Genomic DNA, 2,084 nt, shown 5'->3' on the forward strand with positions numbered 1-2,084 from the left:
TAGCTTCGCTCAAATCAGTCCCGCTCAGGTCAGCCCCGCTCAGGTCAGTCTTGGTCAGGTCAGCTTTATGGAAGTTAGCTCCACTAAGGTCAGCTTTGCTGAGGTTAGCTAGGCTCAGGTCAGCTTTGCTCAGGTCAGCCCAACTGAGGTCAGCACCCCTGAGGTCCGCCTGGCTTAGGTCGGCATTTCTAAACTCAGCTAGACTGGGGTTAGCACCACTAAGGTTAGCCCTGCCAAGGTAACACCCACAAAGGTCTGTTTTGCTGAGGTTAACTCTACTGAGGTTAGCCTTGTAGAGGTTAGCAGAGCGGAGCTTAGGAGTCATGTAAAAATAACTTTAACAATATAGTCCCGAGAAAGAGGCTTAATTACATAGTTCCATTCCCCATGAAAAGAGTTTCGCTCAATGGCAATGGCATTAATTTCTTGGTCTGTCACTTTGATCCCTGTTGGATAGCGATTCTCATCTAAGCGTGCTTCAACTTTTAACCCTTGTTTTGTGGTAGTATTGCGGATTAAATTAATCACGACCTCATGGCTTGTTAAGGGTCTACCTCGCCAATTCTGGGTAATATGACCTAATATTCGATGCTCAATTTTATTCCATTTACTTGTACCAGGAGGAAAATGACTTACATAAATGGTTCTTTCTATCTCTGTGGCTAATTCTTGTAGCTTCAATTTCCAACTGCTACAACGATAACCATTACTTCCCCCACAATCCGCTGTAATCATTAGCTTTTGGCTGTTGGGATAAAGTTGTTGTCCCATGGAATACCACCAATGACGAATTGAGAAGACAGCCAATTCAGCGGTGTCATGGTCAATACCAACATTTACCCAGCCTTGATTATAGGTTTTGTCATAAACTCCGTAAGGAATGACTTTTCCTAATTCCGGGTCTACAAAATCCTGTATTTTTACTTCTTGGGGATGTTGCTTTTCACACCACTCCCTTCCTGGGTTTTTCAAGTCGCCAATTAATTCTTTTTTCTTGGTATCTACAGAAATTACTGGCTCTTTCTGTAACTGGAACTCTTTAACTTGGTTGGCAATGTGTAAAAACTGCTGATCTCGATCGCTGAAAGCGGGACGAAGTCCATCAGGGTGAGATGAGCCGTCACGAGTTTTCCGATTGGCTTGTAAACTGTAACCAAGATTTAACAGCAAATTGTCAACACTTTTGGGGCTAATTCTATGTCCACCCGCATTTAAAGCTTCAGCTAGTTTGACTACACTTTTAGAAGTCCATTTAAGAGGTGATACTGGATCTCCTTTTGTCATCGGTTCTATTAATGATTCCAAGTCTGATAATAGCATGGGGTCTTGTTCTTCCAGTAGTTTTCTGCCACCCCCACTACTCCTAATTCTACCAGAGTCATTCTCCGTTTTTTCCCCCTTTTTGCTCCCTAGTAACCTGATTCCGGCATGAATGGTAGTGCGAGAAAGACCTGTGGCAATAGCCACTAGAGTAATACCCCCCCACCCCAAGCTTCGAGCTTCGGTTGCTGCCCAAATACGACGAGTTTTCTCGTTTAAATAAGGTAATAAGGAATTATACTTTTCTCGAATCTTGTCAATAACCAGATGATTAGGCATTTCAATGTATCCATTGAATCATCGGATGGCGACAGGCAAGCTTAAATCCTTACTGGGTAAGGATTTAACCCCATAAGCTTCCCAAATATACATGCTCCCGTTGGACAGAGCTTGGACTATGTTATTACGGTTCGGAGCTTCATCAAACGGATGCAGTCCGCCGAGTCGGGTTTCCCCCACTCGACCGGGAGCATCAAGACCATGAAAGCAGGGTCAATTTGCCACTGTATCGAGATTGAGTCATGGGCCAATAAGCCTTATAGAGTAATATGCATGAGGGCTGATGTTACCCCCTGATCAAATTGAATATATTTTCATTATCTCACCAAGAGCAAAAATGTTCAAGTTATTTTTACATAAAGCCTTAGCATCAAAAATGGCGAGAGACTCAATAGGAGATCTGCGTATCGAGGGTGGGTAGCTCAGTTCAAACCCAAGGAACGAGAAAGCTTTGGAGCAATGGAGTTCTCAAGCCGGAGCTGCAA

2 protein-coding genes are annotated in these 2,084 nt (G+C 43.6%); both read right to left on the bottom strand.

Annotated features, from left to right (window positions below):
* On the bottom strand, nucleotides 1–325 hold a 325-nt coding region (locus F6K53_RS38245), incomplete at its 3' end, for a pentapeptide repeat-containing protein (protein WP_293084986.1).
* On the bottom strand, nucleotides 322–1,599 hold the full coding sequence (locus F6K53_RS38250) for an ISAzo13 family transposase (protein WP_293084989.1): 1,278 nt from the start codon (nucleotides 1,597–1,599) through the stop codon (nucleotides 322–324). The genes F6K53_RS38250 and F6K53_RS38245, both read right to left, overlap by 4 nt.
* Nucleotides 1,600–2,084 lie beyond the last annotated feature (485 nt).

Origin of the sequence: Moorena sp. SIO4A1 (assembly GCF_010672065.1) — a bacterium.
Classification (GTDB): domain Bacteria; phylum Cyanobacteriota; class Cyanobacteriia; order Cyanobacteriales; family Coleofasciculaceae; genus Moorena.

Bases quoted from the DNA above. Each gene is read 5' to 3' on its own strand.
- F6K53_RS38250 (WP_293084989.1), bottom strand. From the start codon at position 1,599: ATGCCTAATCATCTGGTTATTGACAAGATTCGAGAAAAGTATAATTCC.